This is a genomic window from Agromyces protaetiae (assembly GCF_030866785.1).
Taxonomy (GTDB): domain Bacteria; phylum Actinomycetota; class Actinomycetes; order Actinomycetales; family Microbacteriaceae; genus Agromyces; species Agromyces silvae.
The window spans coordinates 71,577-85,680 of sequence record NZ_CP133018.1; the positions used below are offsets into that span (position 1 = coordinate 71,577).

A 14,104-nucleotide genomic window follows, 5' to 3' on the forward strand; every position below is an offset into this window, starting at 1 on the left:
GCGAGGCGTGGGCGCGGTCAGCGGCCGAGCGCCTCGCTGACCGCGCGCGCGATCCGGATCAGCTCGGTGCCGAAGTGCTCGATCTGCGGCTCCATCCGGTAGTCGGGGCCGGAGAGGGTGATCGCTGCGATGGGCTCGCCGTCGGCGTCGACGATCGCGGACGCCAACCGGGTGACGTCGTCGTGCCGGTCGACCGCGGCCCAGCCGCGCTCCACGGCCTCATCGACGTCTGCACGCAGCTGCGGGACGTCGATCGGCTCCTGGCGGGCGGTCGCGTCGGCCTCGAGGCTCGCAATGAGCTGGTCGCGGCTCTCAGGATCGAGCTCGGCGAGCACGGCGCGACCCATCGCGGTGCGGTGCATCGGCAGGCGCGAGCCGACGGCGCTGCGCACGCGGATCGAACGGTCGGGCTGCTCCTGTGCGATGAAGACGACCGACGTGTCCTCGAGGATCGCGAGGTGCACGGTCTCCTGCGAGAGGTCGCGCAGCTCGGCGAGGAACGGCTGCGCAACACTGCTGAGCTCCTCTCGCCGCGACTTGTACTCGCGGGCGAGCCAGAGGCATCGGCTGCCCAGGACGAAGCGGCGGTCGACGCTGCGCTGCTGGACGTAACTCATCTGGCGGAGGGTCGCCAGCAGCCGCGACACCGTCCCCTTGTCGATCTCCGCGCGGGCGGCGACCTCGGTCACGCCGATTCCCTCCGGGGCTTGGGCGACGATCTCCAGGATCGTGAGGCCGCGGACGAGCGTGCGTGCGGCAGACGTGCCGACCTCCGTTGGTGCGGGCATGGTGACTCCTCTGGCTGTTCTCGACGATACTGCCGAATTCGACTTGACATCGGTCGGGGAAGGCCGCATCCTGGGATCTCACTCTACACAACGATGTTGTACAAAGTGCAACAGGCTCAACGATGAGGAACAGATGACATCGACCATCGAACGTACCGCGCGGGGTCCGTCGTCCCCCGTCGTCGTTCGTCCCCGCCGCAGCAAGCTCGAGCGGATCGACAGCCTATACGGGTACGCGTTCGTCGCCCCCGTCGTGATCGGCTTCATCGTCTTCGTCGCGATCCCCATCGTCGGCGTCTTCGCGTTCAGCTTCCAGGACTACAACACGATGTCGGGGCGCAGCAGCTTCGCTGGCGTCGACAACTACGTCGCGCTCGCGGAGAGCGGTACCTTCGCCCGCGTGCTCGGCAACACCGCGCTCTTCTCCGCGTTCGTGATCCCCGCCAGCATCTTGCTCGGACTCGTGCTCGCGACCCTCGTGAACCAGCGGATCCCGGCCATTGCGATCTTCCGCACGGCCTACTTCGTGCCCGTCGTGATCTCACTGGTCGCCTGGTCGCTGGTGTGGGAAGTGCTGCTGCAGGACTCGGGCGGCATCAACGGATGGCTCGCGATGATCGGCATCGACGGGCCCAACTGGCTCGCCGACAAGAACGTCGCGATGGGCACGATCATCGTCGTGCAGGTGCTCAAGGGCGTCGGCGTGAGCATGATCCTCTTCCTCGCCGCGCTCCAGGAGGTGCCCGTCGAGCTGGTGGAGGCGTCGAGGATCGACGGCGCCGGCCGCTGGCAGACCTTCCTCCACGTCGTGGTGCCGCTCATCACCCCGACGATCCTGATGGTCGCGATCCTCGCGACCATCAACTCGCTCAAGGCCTTCGCCCAGGTGTACCTGCTGACGGAGGGCGGCCCGGAGCTCTCCACCGCCATCCTCGGCTACTACATCTACGAGCAGGCCTTCAAAGCGTTCCAGGTCGGCTATGCGTCGACCGCCGCGGTCGTCCTGTTCGCGATCGTGCTGCTGCTGACCCTCCTCCAGTGGTGGTCACGACGGAGGTGGGTCTTCAATGAGTCTTGACCTGAGCTACGACACCGCCGTCGAAGGCGTGGAGAAGGTCCACGACGAGCCGCCGGCGAAGCGTCGCCCGTGGATCGCGAAGGCGCTCATCTACGTCCTGATGACCCTCATCGCACTGCCGTTCGTCTTCCCCGTGTACTGGATGATCTCCACGGCGCTGAAGACCTACGGCGACGTGTTCGAGAACCCGCCGGTGCTCTTCCCCGCCGACCCGCAGTGGCACAACTTCGCGGCACCGTTCCTCACCAGCCCGTTCCTGCAGCAGTTCCTGAACTCCGTGTACATCGCGACGATCACGACGATCGGTGTGCTCGCGGTGGCGTCACTCGCTGGGTACGCGTTCGCACGCATCCAGTTCCGCGGCCGCAACGCCCTGTTCATCATGCTGCTGAGTGCGCTTCTGGTGCCGCCGGAGGTCACGATCATCCCGCTCTTCCGACTGATCTCGGCGTTCGGCTGGGTGGACAACCACCTCTCATTGATCGTGCCGTCGATCTTCGGGGTGCCGGCGGTCCTGGGCGTGTTCCTCATGCGGCAGTTCTTCATCAGCATGCCGGTCGAGCTCGAGCAGGCCGGACGCGTCGACGGGCTCGGACGCTTCGGCATCTTCGCCCGCATCGCCCTGCCCCTCGCGAAGGCGCCGATGGCCGCGCTCGCGATCCTGACGTTCCTCAACAGCTGGAACGACTTCCTCGAGCCCCTCGTGTTCCTCCGCACTCGTGAACTGTGGACGATTCCGATCGCGCTCCAGTCCTTCACCGACCCGATCACGGGCATCCCGATCTGGAACGTCCAGATGGCGGCGACGACCCTCAGCGTCATCCCCGTCCTCCTCGTCTTCTTCGTCGCGCAGCGCCAGTTCGTCCAGGGCATCGCGGGAACGGGGATCAAGTAAGCAGCACCCCGGCGGCGCCGCCGTCGGTCACGACCAGGAAGGAAAGCAGCACATGCGAAAGACACAGCGCGCCGCGATCGCGGCGATGGCCATCGCCGGCCTCGCACTCGCGGGATGCACCTCGGCGGAGACCCCCGGCAGCGAAGAACCGGTCGATCTCACCATGACGCTCTGGACCGCGGACGAAACGATCATCGCCACCTTCCAGGAACTCGCCGACGAGTTCCGCGCCGACAACCCGGAACTGGGCGAACTCACGATCGAGACCATCCCGTTCGCGGACTACGACGCCCAGCTCTCCATCCGCCTGAGCGGCGGCGACTCGCCCGATCTCGGGTGGATCGTGGAGTCGGCCACGCCGGCGTGGGTCGACTCGGGAGCGCTCCTCGACATCAGCTCGCTCAAGGAGGACGAGAGCTGGAACTTCGAGGACATCATCCCGAACCTCTACTCCGAGCTCGAGGGCGACGACGGCGAACTGTACGGGTACCCGTTCGCCGGCACGACACATCCGATCATCTACAACGCGACCGCGTTCGAGCAGGCCGGCCTGCCCACTCCGAACGAGCTGTTCGACCAGGGCGCGTGGACCTGGGAGGCACTGCGCGGATCCGCGAAGGCGCTCGTAGACGCCGGCGTCGTGACGTACGGCTTCGACATCCCGCAGTGGGGGTACACCAGTTACGCGTTGTTCACGCCGTTCCTCAAGGGCTTCGGCGCCGAGGCGTATCCCGGCGGCACGCAATGCGGGTACACCGACCCGGCCACCGTCGAGACGTTCGAGTTCGTCCACGGCATGATCTTCGAGGACGGCTCGTACCCTGCGCCCGGGAACACCTCGAGCTTCCCGACGGGCGACACGGGTATGTACCTCGGGGCGCCGAGCACGCTCGCGCAGCTGGCCGACTCCACGTTCGAGTACGACATGGCGCCCCAGCCCAAGGGCGACGTCGAGTACGACCCGTTCATCGGCCAGGCCTCCATGGTGGTCTTCGCCGACGGAGCCGCGCCCGACCTCGCGACCCGGCTCTTCGCGTTCCTCACGAGCGAGCACGGTTCCGAGACCCTGCCGTACGTCGCGCCGCGCTACTCGCTCCAGACCGAGGAGTTCATCGGCAACCTCTACCCGCAGGTGCCGGCCGAACACGCGAAGGAGTCGCTGCTCGACACCCTCGAGTTCGCGAATCAGATCCCGTACCCGGTGGCGTTCCCCGAGCTGTCGACCGCGACCAAGCCGGTGCTCGACGGCGTATGGGTCGCCGGCGCCGACATCGAGTCGCAGCTCGCGGCGGTCTGCGACGTGGTCGACCCGATCCTCGAGAAGCAGTAGGTCCGAGGTTCGAAGGCGGGGGCGCATCGGAAGGTGCGTCCCCGCCGCACTGTCAGTGGGCCGGCAGCACGACCCGGCACGTCGGAGGGGCGGAATGGACGCGATCGAGTGGGACTTCCGCGACCCGGCGGCGCCGCTGCGCGACGTGACCGGCGGCAGCCTCCAGCTGCGCGGAGCCGGCCCCCGGTGGACTGCTGACCCGATCGTCGGGGGTGCGCTCCGCTTCGACGGCGAACGCGACTTCCTCGTGATCGATGCGGCGGCCACCGGCCCGCTCAACGTCGCCGAGAAAGGCGACCGGGTGAGCGTGATCGCCCTGGTTCGGCGCGCGAACCTCGCGACGGGTTTCATCGCCGGGATGTGGCAGGAGGATGATGCGGACCCGCGTCGGCAATACGGGCTGTTCGTGAGTCTCCCGACGTACGGGGGAGCGCATCAGGCGATCGGTCATGTATCGGCCGACGGGCGTCCGAGCGAATCGCTGCCCTACAGCCGCGAGTACGCCGCCAGCGCGCGGATGATGGTGCCGGGCGGATGGCGGGTGGTGGGCTTCACGTACGACGGCGCTGAGATCACCGCGTACCTCGACGGCATCGCAGATCCCCGTCCGCACTTCCGCGAGATCGGTCCGCCGATGGGTCAGGCCCGCGAATACGCCAAGAACCCCTACGCGTATCCGCTGGGGCTCAACCGCCTGAACGTATCGGACTTCACCATCGGGGCGGTGCTTCTGAGCTCGGGGATGGGGAACCACTTCGCGGGCGACATCGCGCGCGTGCGCGTCGTGCCGGCGGCGCTGGACGCGCGGCAGATGCTGGACATCGCCGCCGAGTGGACGCCCGAAGGCGCCCCGCTCATCCACGTGGACCTCTACCGACCCAGAGCGGGCGTGCGCTCGGTCTCCGGGGGAGCCGACGGCGAAGCGTGGCCGCTCGAGGCGCTCGGTTTCTCCTCCGACGGGCCCGTAGGAGAAGTGCGGCGCAGCCGGCTCGTCGTCCCGGCGGGCGGTCGGCCCGGCCGCATCACCCTCATCCGGTTCCCCGGCTTCGCCGCCGAGCGGATCGAGGCCGTGGAGGTCGAGTTCGAGAGCGGGATCGCGGCGCTCGAGATTCGCTCCCATCACGAGTGGGGGTCGGTCGGTGCGTTGTCGCCGGGCATGCAACGGCTCTCGCTCGCCGGTGTGGGTGGCAGCATCCACGAGCTCGCGCTCGCCGTCGACCCGCGTGACGAACCAGCCGTCGTGCGCGGATTGCGGGTCTGGGCTCGGTGAGCGAGAGCACCGTTTCGACGTAGGTGGGAATCGCCCGAACGCCGAGGTCCTTGCCCTCACGGGCGGGGACCTCGGCGTTCGGCGGAGTCTGGCGCTGGGCGCTCTTACAGCGCCGTGCTCGCCTCGCCCGACGGCGTGGGCTCGTCGTCGGCGACCCAGAGCTCGTCGTCGGCGCGGAAGGTCTGCCACACCGCGTAGGCGACGCCCGCGGCCGCGACGACGCCCGCGCCGATCGCGAGCACCGAGCCGATGCCGATGCCCTTCTTCTTCTCGACCTTGGCGACCGCGGTCGGCGAGACCCGGGCGACGGCACGGCGCACGCGCACATCGTTCGCGAGGTCGCCGATCGAGAGCAGCGAGCCGAGGACGTTGCCGAGCGACCGCTCGGCCGTGTCACCCGCGGCCCTGGCGTAGCCCTTCGCCTGCTCGACCGACGGCCGAACGTACGACTCGTACCCCGTTCGCACGCGCGGGACGACCTCTTCGCGAGTGAGGTGCCCGAGCTGGCGGCTCGCCTCGCGGGCGATGTGGTTCGCGTGGTCGATGACCACTTGCTGGTTCCCCCAGAGCTCTTCGGCACTCGCGCGCAGTCGCTTGAGTTCCTTCTTGCGCTTGCGTGACAGGCTCATCCCGACCTCCATCGTTTGCGAGTCCCTCCATCTTGCCACCGAACCGTCTGGAAGCGGGGTGAGAGTCGTGAATGGCGGGGGGCGGTTGACGAAGCAGCGCGTGACACAATATGGGAATGCCGATTCCCACCGCTGTCGCTACGCTGCACACCAACTACGGCCCCATCGAGGTCGAGCTCTATGGCAACCACGCGCCGAAGACCGTCAAGAACTTCGTCGGCCTCGCGACCGGCGACATCGAGTGGACCCACCCGGCCACGGGTGAGAAGTCGACCGCGCCGTTCTACGACGGCATCATCTTCCACCGCATCATCCCCGGCTTCATGATCCAGGGCGGCGACCCGCTCGGTCAGGGCGTCGGCGGCCCGGGCTACCAGTTCGACGACGAGATCAACCCCGAGCTCGACTTCACCGAGCCCTACGTGCTCGCGATGGCGAACGCCGGCCCCGACCGCATCACGGGCGGTGGCACCAACGGTTCGCAGTTCTTCATCACCGTCGGGCCCACGACGTGGCTGCAGGGCAAGCACAGCATCTTCGGCAAGGTGAACGACCCGGCGAGTCAGGCCGTCGTCGAGAAGCTCGCCACCGCGCCGACCGACGGTCGCGACAAGCCGCTCGAAGACATCGTTATCGAGCGCGTGACCGTCGAATCCCGCTGACCGGCCCGTGAGCGACGCCGCCGGCAATTCGAACGGATTCTGTTACCGGCACCCCGACCGGCAGAGCTTCGTGCTCTGCCAGCGGTGCGGCCGGACCATCTGCGGCGAATGCCAGACCCCGGGCGCCGTCGGCGTGATCTGCCCCGAGTGCATGAAGGAGCAGCGCGCCTCCGCACCCCGCACGAAGCCGGCCGTGCTCACGCGCATGAGTTCGGCCGGGCGTCGCGGTGCGCCGGTGGTCACGTACACGCTGATCGCCGTCACGCTCGCGGTGTTCGTGCTGCAGCTGATCCCGGGTCTCGCGGTCACCGAACGGCTGGCCTACGCCGGGGTGTACTCGATCCCCGGCAACCTCGAGCCCTGGCGCATGCTCACCTCGGTGTTCGTGCACTCGACCGGGCTGATCTTCCACGTGCTGCTCAACATGTACACGCTGTGGATCTTCGGTCAGCTGCTCGAGGGCATGCTCGGCCGGTGGCGCTTCCTCGCGCTCTACCTGATCGCGGGGCTCGGCGGATCGGTCGGCGTGCTCTGGCTCGGCGACCCGCGCATGGGCGTGGTCGGGGCATCCGGTGCCATCTTCGGGCTGATGGGCGCGTTCCTGGTGATCCAGCGCCGCCTCGGCGGCCAGACCAAGCAGCTCTTCGTGCTGCTCGGCATCAACCTGGTCATCGGCTTCGTGCCGGGGTGGAACATCGCCTGGCAGGCGCACCTCGGCGGGCTCGTCGTCGGCGCGCTGATCGGACTGATCTACGTCGAGACCCGCAAGCGGAACCAGCAGGGCCTGCAGGTCGGCCTGCTCGTCGGCGTCGTCGCGGTGCTCGTCGTGCTCAGCCTGCGCTACTTCGTCTTCCCCGCCTTCTGACGAGTTATCCACAGCATTCTCCACATGTTGGGGAGAATCACATCCCTGTCATTGCATGGAGGCCCGGAATTCCGGGCCTCCATGCTTTCCACATGTGTGTAGAACTGGGGAATGTGCGATCCGGTGAACGCATGAGGGGCGGATGCCTCAGCATCCGCCCCTCGTCGAAGTCGTCTCGCGCGTGGTCAGCGCCACCTGGTCGTCATCAGGAAGCCGATGAAGGCGATGCCGAAGCCGATCAGGATGTTCCAGGACTCGAGCGCCTGGATCGGCAGCGTGCCCTGGCTCACGTAGAACACGATGATCCACGCGAGACCGAGGAGCATGAAGCCGAACATCACCGGCTTGTACCAGACCGGGTTCGGGGCCTCCTCGCCGGAGGCCACCTCCTCGCGCGCGGGCTTCGGGTTCTTCGAACGGGCCATGCCGCCGATTGTAGCCGAGTGATCCATCGAACCCCCACTCACCCGAACGGGCGTTCGAACGTGCAGTAGTCTGAATCGACCGATCTTCCACCTCGATCGGCAGACGGAGACGCCTTTGGACCCGGCCGAACTCGCCATCGATCCCGATGAGCTGCGGCGGCTCGAAGAGTGCGCGAGAGAGCCCATCCGCACCCCGGGCATGATTCAGGCGCACGGCGCGGTGCTCGGCATCGATTCGGCCACTCAGGTCGTGGTCGTCGCGAGTGAGAACGCCCGCGACTGGCTCGGCCGGCCGTTCGCCGAGATCGCCGACCCGGCGCTCGAGTACGCGGCGCGCACGGGTGCCGCGATCGATCCCGTCCGGGTGAGCTGGGGCGGCGTGCCCAGCGATGCGATCGTGCACCGCGTCGACGACCTCACGCTCGTGGAGATCGAGCCGGTGCCCGCCGGCAACGAGTATGCGCGGACCGCCGTCGTCTCCGCGATCACGACGCTGTTGTCGGTGACCTCCGTCGCGGAGCTTCGCGAACGTGCAGCGGCACTGATCCGGGAGATCACCGGATTCGACCGCGTGATGATCTACCACTTCCACGACGACGGCCACGGGGAGGTCGTCGCCGACGACCGCCACCCCGACCTCGAACCGTACCTCGGGCTGCACTTCCCGTCGTCGGACATCCCGCCCCAGGCCCGTGCGTTGTACATCTCGAAGCTCGGCCGCGCGATCGCGAGCACGACCGAGCCGGCGATCCCGCTGCTCGCCGTCTCCGGCGACCCGCGGACGATCGACCTCTCGAACGCCGAGCTGCGGGCGGTCTCGCCGTATCACCTGCAGTACATGCAGAACATGGGCCAGGCGTCGACGTTCTCACTCAGCCTCGTGGAGAACGGGCGCCTCGTCGGCATGATCACCTGCGCGCACCGCACCGAGCGGCGGTTGCCGGTGCTGCTCCGGCGCTCGCTCGAGGTGCTCGCGGGTCAGGTGTCCATGCAGCTCGCCTCGATGCGTGAGATCGCGAGGCTGCAGCACATGGTCGAGGTCCGCGAGCGTCGGGCCGCGCTGCTCGCGCCGCTCTACGCGTCCGACGACATTCAAGCCGCGCTCCTGGGCGGGTCGCAGACGGTGCTCGACCTCGTCCCCGCCGACGGTGTGCTGGTGCGCATCGGCGGCACCTCCCGCGTCGGTGGCGACGTGCCTGCCGTCGGTGGCCTGCTGAAGGTGCTCGAACGGCTCCACGGCGAGCCGTTCGTGTCCGAGTGCCTTGACACCGACCGGCCCGAGTTCGCGGAACTCCTCCCCGGCGTCGCCGGGCTCCTCGTCGTGCAGCTCTCAGGAACGGGCGACGCGATCGTCTTCGTGCGTGGCGAGGTGTCGCGTGAGATCTCGTGGCTCGGGGACCCGGGCATGACGCACCGCCCGAGCGATCTCTCGCCGCGCACCTCGTTCTCGGCGTGGGAGCGCACTGTGCGGGGGCGCTCCGAGGCGTGGGGCACCGTGCCCGAGGAGGCGGCAGAGCTCGGGCACGAGCTCGAGATCGCGCTGCAGCGCCGCGCTGAGGCCCAGCTCGCCGAGCTCGCGATGCGGGACGCCCTCACGGGCCTGCACAACCGGCGCTATCTCGTCGAACGACTCGCCACCCGCGGACCCGTCGGCGAGGAGGGCAAGGCGCTGCTCTTCGTCGACCTCGATGAGTTCAAACGCATCAACGACGAGCACGGGCACGACGTCGGCGACATGGTCATCCTCGAGGTCGCCAAGCGATTGACCGCCCATTCGCGGCACCAAGACGACGTCGTGCGGCTCGGTGGCGATGAGTTCGTCGTGCTGATCGACGGGGTCGTCGGCGAAGACGTGAACGCGATCGCCCAACGCATGGTCGAGGCGGTCGCCGCCCCGATCGTCGTCGGCCGCGTCGTGCTGACGGTCACCGCGTCGTGCGGATTCGTCATCGCCGAGCCGGGGTCGCCGCGCGCCGGGCTGCTGGAGGCCGCCGACGCGGCGATGTATCGCGCCAAGCGCGCCGGACGCAACCGGGTCTCGGCCTAGCGAGGCTCAGGTCAGGCCGGGCGCTCAGGCTCGGGCGTGATGCGCAGGCCCGACGCGGCGTTCGCCGAATCGATGAGCTCTTCGAGCCACATCCGGTTGATGTCGCTCACCGGCCCCTCGAACTCGAAGCGAAGGGTCGCGGCGGTGTTGATCCAGATCTGCTGCCGCCCGCCCGACGCCTCATCGATCGAGAGCGCGAAGCCCTCGCCTCGGCGGAGCTTGGCGAGCACCACGAACTCGACGTGCGCGAGCGTCCGGTCAGGCAGTGCGAACGAGGTCGGCGGCGAGCCGTAGTGCAGGGTACCCATCACGTCGATCCTACGCGGGGTAGCCTGGTGGAGTGAGCATTGTGCACCGGTTGACCGTAGATGGACGCGATTACTTCCTGCCCGACCCTGTGACCGCGCTCAAAGGGCAGATCCTGGAGGCGATCAAACAGGGCGGCGGCTACGTCAACATCCCGCCGTTGCGCGGCGGTCCCGGCATCGACATCCTCTTCTCGCCGGGCATGCCCGTGACGTGGTCGCAGATCGACGTCGGCGGCGAGGCCGTCCCCGACGCCGAGGCCAAGGGCCCGGTGCAGGTCGACGACGAGTTCGGGCTCTGACGCTCTCACGGTTGGCGCGCGGTTAAGGAACCGAGCACCGCATCGGATGCCTCGTCGGGCGCCCGTCACGGGCGCCTGGATCGGGCATCCCGATGAGCGGAGCTCAGGCGGCCTTGGCGAGGATCTGATCGAGCTGTTCGGCCGGGAGCGCGGGCGCGAAGTAGAAGCCCTGCGCCCGGTCGCAGCCCCAGCGCAGCGCGCGGGCGAAGTGCTCGTCCGTCTCGACGCCCTCGGCGACCACGCACGCGTCGTGGTCCCGGGCGATCTCGACGCACTCGGCGACGAGCGCGTCGGCGGAGGCGCGATCGTCGCTCATGAGCGATCGGTCGATCTTCACCTCGGTGAACGGCAGACGGCGCAGGATCTCCAGCGAGGTGTGGCCGGCGCCGAAGTCGTCGATCGACACACCCACCCCGCCGTCGAGCAGCGTTCGCAGCGTCTCCAGCTCGGCATCCGACTCCTGGAGCCGGGGCGACTCGATGATCTCGACCGTGACCGCACCTCGGGGCAGCTCGAGGCGGCTGATGGTCTCCAGCATCGACTCGGCGAACTCGGGGCGGAGCTCGGAGGGCGACACGTTGAGTGAGAGTCCGACGTGCAGGCCGCGCCGGTGCCATTCCGCGGCGCGACGGCCCGATTCCTCCAGCATGACCCGGCCGAGGTCGGCGATCAGCCCGTGCTGTTCGGCGATCTCGATGAACCGATCCGGAAGGAGGATGCCGCGCTCCGGGTGGTTCCACCGGCAGAGCGCCTCGAGGGCGACGACGCGACGGGTCTTCAGGTCGTACAGCGGCTGGAAGTACGCGGTGAGCTCACCCGACGTGAACGCACGCCGGAGCTCGCCGGCGAGCTCGTCGGCGGGGTTCAGCGGGCTATCCAACATCACCAGTCAAGGGTCGGGAAAGTTCGGGCATTTGACAATATCGGACTTTTTCGTCCGAACCGGCGTATACTGCCGCCCCCGCCCCGCGGCTTCGACCCGTCCGGCGCGATATCCTGCCAGTGATGGGCACCCTCACGTACGACTCCAAACTCACCGTCTCGTTCGACGACCGCGTGCTGGCGCACCTGCAGTCGGTCATCTGGTCGAAGCTCCGGCGCGGCGAGTGCTTCTCGTTCACCTGGGCGGAATCGTCCGGCAGTGCGTTCGGCCGCACCTCGATCTGGCTCGCGCCGCACATCCCGATCGCGTTCGAGTACTTCGGCGGTCGTGCGCCGCGATTGAACCCCGCATGGGTGCAGGTGCTGACGAAGGCGGCGAACTCGGCCGCGGGCCTCGTGATCGTGCCCGAGCCGAGCGAGTCGGACGCGCGGGCGTCGGGCGCCGGTTCGCCCTAGCCGCGCTCGGTGCGCGCAGGTGCCGGCTCGGGCTCCGGCACCAGCACGAGCCCGGCCGGTGAGTTCGCGGCCTTGGTGAGGGCCCTGATCCAGTGCGGGTTGAGCGGGATCTCACGCGATTCGAAGAACTCGAAGGTCACGGCGACGTTCGGGCTGAACCAGATCGAGCTCCGGCCGCTGCCGCGCTCGACGGGGTTCTCCCACGAGTACGAGAACGACTCGCCACGCCGGAGCTTGGCGAAGATCACGCTCCGCAGATGCGCGAGCGGACGGTCGTCGATCTCGATCGTGCGGATGAAGTTATACGTCAGAACGCCCACCCTCCCAGCATGCCACCTCCACACCCGTCCGATTCCCAGCAGAACGTTCAATCCACGCGGATAGAATCGCCCGTATGCCAGAGCCGCTCACCGAGTCGCGTCGCGCCCGCCGCAGGTCCGAGCGACCCCGCCGACGCGTCAGCGTGGTCGGCGTCTTCGGCGAGCTGTTGCTCACCGCGGGTGCCCTGATCCTGCTCTTCCTCGGCTGGCAGCTCTGGTGGAACGACGCCATCATGGCGGGTCAGCAGTCGAGCGCGGCATCCGATCTCAGCAATGAGTGGATGGAGTCTGACCGCGCCGAACGCGGCGACGCGCCCCCGCCGGCGACGCCCGACCCGGGCGAGCCCGTCGTCGACACGACGACGTACGGCAATGCCGAATCGTTCGCGGTCATGTACGTGCCGCGCTTCGGTGAGGGCTCGCAGCGGAACATCGCCGAGGGCACGGGGCTCGACGTGCTGAACAGCTTCACGCTCGGCGTCGGGCACTACCCCGGCACGGCGATGCCCGGGTCCGTCGGCAACTTCGCGATCGCCGCGCACCGTTCCGCCTACGGCGGCGGCATGCACGAGATCGATCAGTTGCAGCTCGGTGACGCCATCTACGTGCAGACCAAAGACGGCTGGTACACGTACCGGTTCCGCGACTTCGAGTACGTCACGCCCGAGACCGTCGACGTGCTCGCGCCCGTGCCGCACCACCCCGACCTGCAGCCGACCGACCGCATCATCACACTGACCAGCTGCAACCCGCTCTGGTCGACCGCCGAGCGCATCATCGCGTACGGCGTGCTGGAGTCCTGGCAGCCGGGCGCAGCCAATCCTCCGGCGGAGATCGCCGAGACCGTCGCAACCTGGGGACAATGACATGTACGGTGCACTCTGGAGGGTCCTGCCGGGCCCGTGGTGGGTTCGCCTGCTGCTTCTGCTCATCCTGATCGCCGCTGCGGTCTACGCCCTGTTCACGTGGGCGTTCCCGTGGGTCGACGGCATCCTGAACCCGATCAACGTCACGGTGGACCAGTCATGACCCGCATCCTCGTCATCGACAACTACGACAGCTTCGTCTACACGCTCGACGGCTACCTGCAAGAGCTCGGCGCCGAGACCGAGGTGGTGCGCAACGATTCGTTCGCTGCGGCCGACGTCGCTTCCCGCATCTCCGAGTACGACGGCGTCCTGATCTCACCCGGCCCGGGCAAGCCCGCCGGAGCGGGGGTGTCGATCCCGATCGTGGAGGCCGCGGTCGCCTCGGGGCAGCCGCTGCTCGGCGTCTGCCTCGGGCACCAGGCGATCGCCGAGGCCTTCGGCGCGGTGGTGACGAACGCCGAGGAGCTCATGCACGGCAAGACGTCGCGCATCGAGCACGACGACAGCGCCTTCTACGACGGCGTGCCGCAGCCGTTCACCGCGACGCGCTATCACTCGCTCGCGGTGGTCGACGGCACGGTGCCGAGCGACCTGGTGGTCACCAGCCGGACGCAGGGCGGCGTGATCATGGGCCTCCGGCATCAGGATGCCCCGATCTACGGCGTGCAGTTCCACCCCGAGTCCGTGCTCACCGAGGGCGGCTACCGCATGCTCGGCAACTGGCTGGACGTCGTCGGCCTGCCCGGTGCCCGCGACCGCTCGCGTGAGCTCAGCCCACTCGTGCGCCCGACCGCCTGACCTCCGGCCCCCCGCCCGCACGCCCCGCGCGCCCCCGGCCCGCGCGCCCCACCCCCCCCGCCGAGTGATGACGGAATGCGCCGAGTGTTAACGAAACGCGGTCGCTATCGGCCCATTTCGTTAACGCTCGGCGGCTGTGGTCTGAGGGGTCACGGGCGGACCGGCCGGGCGGCCGGGCGGGGG

Annotated in this window: 18 protein-coding genes; 12 read left to right on the top strand and 6 right to left on the bottom strand. The window is 68.5% G+C overall.

Translation table 11 applies throughout. The features are described 5' to 3' along the window. Positions 1-17: 17 nt before the first annotated feature. Positions 18-788: an IclR family transcriptional regulator gene (locus QU602_RS00320; RefSeq protein WP_308798123.1), complete on the bottom strand. Its 771-nt coding sequence runs from the start codon at positions 786-788 to the stop codon at positions 18-20. Positions 789-921: 133 nt separating this feature from the next. Here QU602_RS00320 and QU602_RS00325 point away from each other — a divergent pair, with 133 nt between their 5' ends. From QU602_RS00325 to QU602_RS00340, 4 genes are all read left to right on the top strand, one after another. Further along, positions 922-1,866, top strand: a complete 945-nt coding sequence (locus QU602_RS00325; protein WP_308798124.1) for a carbohydrate ABC transporter permease — start codon at positions 922-924, stop codon at positions 1,864-1,866. Further along, entirely contained in the window at positions 1,856-2,761 is a 906-nt protein-coding gene (locus tag QU602_RS00330) for a carbohydrate ABC transporter permease (RefSeq protein ID WP_308798125.1), read from the top strand. The genes QU602_RS00325 and QU602_RS00330 overlap by 11 nt, the downstream gene beginning before the upstream one ends. A 52-nt stretch (positions 2,762-2,813) precedes the next feature. Continuing rightward, the gene (locus QU602_RS00335; RefSeq protein WP_308798126.1) at positions 2,814-4,091 is read left to right on the top strand and encodes an ABC transporter substrate-binding protein; all 1,278 of its coding nucleotides are present in this window, start codon (positions 2,814-2,816) and stop codon (positions 4,089-4,091) included. 94 nt (positions 4,092-4,185) lie between these two features. Then, the gene (locus QU602_RS00340; protein WP_308798127.1) at positions 4,186-5,361 is read left to right on the top strand and encodes a hypothetical protein; all 1,176 of its coding nucleotides are present in this window, start codon (positions 4,186-4,188) and stop codon (positions 5,359-5,361) included. A gap of 104 nt (positions 5,362-5,465) precedes the next feature. Here QU602_RS00340 and QU602_RS00345 read toward each other — a convergent pair whose 3' ends face one another. Next, positions 5,466-5,990, bottom strand: coding sequence for a DNA helicase (locus QU602_RS00345; RefSeq protein WP_308798129.1), 525 nt, complete (start codon positions 5,988-5,990; stop codon positions 5,466-5,468). Positions 5,991-6,106: 116 nt separating this feature from the next. On the opposite strand from QU602_RS00345, the gene QU602_RS00350 reads away from it, so the two are divergent. Continuing rightward, positions 6,107-6,652, top strand: coding sequence for a peptidylprolyl isomerase (locus QU602_RS00350; RefSeq protein WP_308798130.1), 546 nt, complete (start codon positions 6,107-6,109; stop codon positions 6,650-6,652). 7 nt (positions 6,653-6,659) lie between these two features. Next, positions 6,660-7,517, top strand: a complete 858-nt coding sequence (locus QU602_RS00355; protein ID WP_308798131.1) for a rhomboid family intramembrane serine protease — start codon at positions 6,660-6,662, stop codon at positions 7,515-7,517. A 185-nt stretch (positions 7,518-7,702) separates the two neighbouring features. On the opposite strand, the gene QU602_RS00360 is transcribed toward QU602_RS00355, so the two are convergent. Beyond that, positions 7,703-7,942 carry a cell division protein CrgA gene (locus QU602_RS00360; RefSeq protein WP_308798132.1) on the bottom strand — a complete coding sequence of 80 codons (240 nt, stop codon included), beginning with the start codon at positions 7,940-7,942 and terminating at the stop codon, positions 7,703-7,705. A gap of 115 nt (positions 7,943-8,057) precedes the next feature. On the opposite strand from QU602_RS00360, the gene QU602_RS00365 reads away from it, so the two are divergent. After that, on the top strand, positions 8,058-9,989 hold the full coding sequence (locus QU602_RS00365; protein WP_308798133.1) for a bifunctional diguanylate cyclase/phosphodiesterase: 1,932 nt from the start codon (positions 8,058-8,060) through the stop codon (positions 9,987-9,989). An 11-nt stretch (positions 9,990-10,000) separates the two neighbouring features. Here QU602_RS00365 and QU602_RS00370 read toward each other — a convergent pair whose 3' ends face one another. Further along, complete coding sequence (locus tag QU602_RS00370) at positions 10,001-10,297, bottom strand: DUF7882 family protein (RefSeq protein ID WP_308798134.1); 297 nt, start codon at positions 10,295-10,297, stop codon at positions 10,001-10,003. A 32-nt stretch (positions 10,298-10,329) separates the two neighbouring features. On the opposite strand from QU602_RS00370, the gene QU602_RS00375 reads away from it, so the two are divergent. Then, positions 10,330-10,596, top strand: a complete 267-nt coding sequence (locus QU602_RS00375; RefSeq protein ID WP_308798135.1) for a hypothetical protein — start codon at positions 10,330-10,332, stop codon at positions 10,594-10,596. A 103-nt stretch (positions 10,597-10,699) separates the two neighbouring features. On the opposite strand, the gene QU602_RS00380 is transcribed toward QU602_RS00375, so the two are convergent. Continuing rightward, the gene (locus QU602_RS00380) at positions 10,700-11,479 is read right to left on the bottom strand and encodes an EAL domain-containing protein (RefSeq protein ID WP_308800236.1); all 780 of its coding nucleotides are present in this window, start codon (positions 11,477-11,479) and stop codon (positions 10,700-10,702) included. 122 nt (positions 11,480-11,601) lie between these two features. Between QU602_RS00380 and QU602_RS00385 the strand changes: the two genes are divergently transcribed. Next, positions 11,602-11,934, top strand: coding sequence for a DUF7882 family protein (locus QU602_RS00385; protein ID WP_308798136.1), 333 nt, complete (start codon positions 11,602-11,604; stop codon positions 11,932-11,934). Here the strand turns inward: QU602_RS00385 and QU602_RS00390 are convergent. Continuing rightward, on the bottom strand, positions 11,931-12,254 hold the full coding sequence (locus tag QU602_RS00390; protein WP_308798137.1) for a DUF7882 family protein: 324 nt from the start codon (positions 12,252-12,254) through the stop codon (positions 11,931-11,933). The two genes, QU602_RS00385 and QU602_RS00390, sit on opposite strands and share 4 nt — an antisense overlap. 74 nt (positions 12,255-12,328) lie before the next feature. On the opposite strand from QU602_RS00390, the gene QU602_RS00395 reads away from it, so the two are divergent. The 3 genes from QU602_RS00395 to QU602_RS00405 are packed head-to-tail and all read left to right on the top strand — an operon-like array spanning position 12,329 to position 13,921. Next, entirely contained in the window at positions 12,329-13,120 is a 792-nt protein-coding gene (locus tag QU602_RS00395; protein WP_308798138.1) for a class E sortase, read from the top strand. Position 13,121: 1 nt separating this feature from the next. Next, a complete protein-coding gene (locus QU602_RS00400) occupies positions 13,122-13,283 on the top strand; it encodes a hypothetical protein (RefSeq protein WP_308798139.1) in 162 nt (53 codons plus the stop codon). Further along, positions 13,280-13,921: an anthranilate synthase component II gene (locus tag QU602_RS00405; RefSeq protein WP_308798140.1), complete on the top strand. Its 642-nt coding sequence runs from the start codon at positions 13,280-13,282 to the stop codon at positions 13,919-13,921. Before QU602_RS00400 ends, QU602_RS00405 begins: the two co-directional genes overlap by 4 nt. Positions 13,922-14,104 lie beyond the last annotated feature (183 nt).

Excerpts from the sequence above, each read along its gene's own strand:
- QU602_RS00320 (WP_308798123.1), bottom strand. The coding sequence starts at position 788 with ATGCCCGCACCAACGGAGGTCGGCACGTCTGCCGCACGCACGCTCGTC.
- QU602_RS00325 (WP_308798124.1), top strand. The coding sequence starts at position 922 with ATGACATCGACCATCGAACGTACCGCGCGGGGTCCGTCGTCCCCCGTC.
- QU602_RS00330 (WP_308798125.1), top strand. The coding sequence starts at position 1,856 with ATGAGTCTTGACCTGAGCTACGACACCGCCGTCGAAGGCGTGGAGAAG.
- QU602_RS00335 (WP_308798126.1), top strand. The coding sequence starts at position 2,814 with ATGCGAAAGACACAGCGCGCCGCGATCGCGGCGATGGCCATCGCCGGC.
- QU602_RS00340 (WP_308798127.1), top strand. The coding sequence starts at position 4,186 with ATGGACGCGATCGAGTGGGACTTCCGCGACCCGGCGGCGCCGCTGCGC.
- QU602_RS00345 (WP_308798129.1), bottom strand. The coding sequence starts at position 5,990 with ATGAGCCTGTCACGCAAGCGCAAGAAGGAACTCAAGCGACTGCGCGCG.
- QU602_RS00350 (WP_308798130.1), top strand. The coding sequence starts at position 6,107 with ATGCCGATTCCCACCGCTGTCGCTACGCTGCACACCAACTACGGCCCC.
- QU602_RS00360 (WP_308798132.1), bottom strand. The coding sequence starts at position 7,942 with ATGGCCCGTTCGAAGAACCCGAAGCCCGCGCGCGAGGAGGTGGCCTCC.
- QU602_RS00370 (WP_308798134.1), bottom strand. The coding sequence starts at position 10,297 with ATGGGTACCCTGCACTACGGCTCGCCGCCGACCTCGTTCGCACTGCCT.
- QU602_RS00380 (WP_308800236.1), bottom strand. The coding sequence starts at position 11,479 with ATGTTGGATAGCCCGCTGAACCCCGCCGACGAGCTCGCCGGCGAGCTC.
- QU602_RS00385 (WP_308798136.1), top strand. The coding sequence starts at position 11,602 with ATGGGCACCCTCACGTACGACTCCAAACTCACCGTCTCGTTCGACGAC.
- QU602_RS00395 (WP_308798138.1), top strand. The coding sequence starts at position 12,329 with ATGCCAGAGCCGCTCACCGAGTCGCGTCGCGCCCGCCGCAGGTCCGAG.
- QU602_RS00400 (WP_308798139.1), top strand. The coding sequence starts at position 13,122 with ATGTACGGTGCACTCTGGAGGGTCCTGCCGGGCCCGTGGTGGGTTCGC.
- QU602_RS00405 (WP_308798140.1), top strand. The coding sequence starts at position 13,280 with ATGACCCGCATCCTCGTCATCGACAACTACGACAGCTTCGTCTACACG.